At 60.0% G+C, this 607-nt stretch carries 2 protein-coding genes; both read right to left on the reverse strand.

Annotated elements, in window-relative coordinates; genetic code table 11:
* Window positions 1-210, reverse strand: a 210-nt coding sequence (locus ABWL39_RS20860; RefSeq protein WP_367796127.1) for a DUF86 domain-containing protein, incomplete at its 3' end; no start/stop codon positions are given.
* Window positions 207-497, reverse strand: coding sequence for a nucleotidyltransferase (locus tag ABWL39_RS20865; RefSeq protein ID WP_001247892.1), 291 nt, complete (start codon window positions 495-497; stop codon window positions 207-209). The genes ABWL39_RS20865 and ABWL39_RS20860, both read right to left, overlap by 4 nt.
* Window positions 498-607: the final 110 nt, after the last annotated feature.

Here is a 607-nt window from a genome sequence, read left to right on the forward strand (position 1 = left end):
CACGTCGGCATGCGCCTGGGTGAACTCGACGTAGCCATCCATCACCTTTGTGGCCGCCTCGCCGATGACGATCAGGCTCATGATGACGGCCTGCTGGGTGCGCTTGTCGGCCAAGAAGTCGTCCTTGGCCATCCCTTCCACGAAGCTGCGCGCATCGGTTGCGGCCTGCTGAATGTGGTCGAGGTAATCGGGCAGGCGGTTCTCGCTCATATCGGTTGCGCCTCCGCGAGCACCTTGGCCCGGAACTTCGGCGGCAGGTCGCCGGGAGTCAGCAGATCGACGTCAACGCCGAGCAGCGATTTCAGTTCTTCTTCCAAATCGCCCAAGTCCAACAACGTGGCACCGGGCAGCGCATCGACCAACAGGTCGAGGTCGCTGCCATCCCGGTCGGTGCCATGCAGCACCGAGCCGAAGACGCGCGGGTTCGCGGCGCGAAAGCGGCCTACCGCTTCACGCACTGCGCTTCGCTTCATGTCAAGCACAACAGACGGTCGCATGGGCATCCTTTCTTATCGAAACTCGTTGAGATGATATGCAATCAAGAATAGAATTTCAAGAACTATTTTCGAGAATCGCAATGCCTTGATTCCCGTGCCGCGCCGGTGTC

Origin of the sequence: Chitinivorax sp. PXF-14 (genome assembly GCF_040812015.1) — a bacterium.
Classification (GTDB): Bacteria; Pseudomonadota; Gammaproteobacteria; order Burkholderiales; family SCOH01; genus JBFNXJ01.

What these genes read in the sequence shown, in the direction of transcription:
- ABWL39_RS20865 (WP_001247892.1), bottom strand. Translation starts at nt 497, where the DNA reads ATGCGACCGTCTGTTGTGCTTGACATGAAGCGAAGCGCAGTGCGTGAA.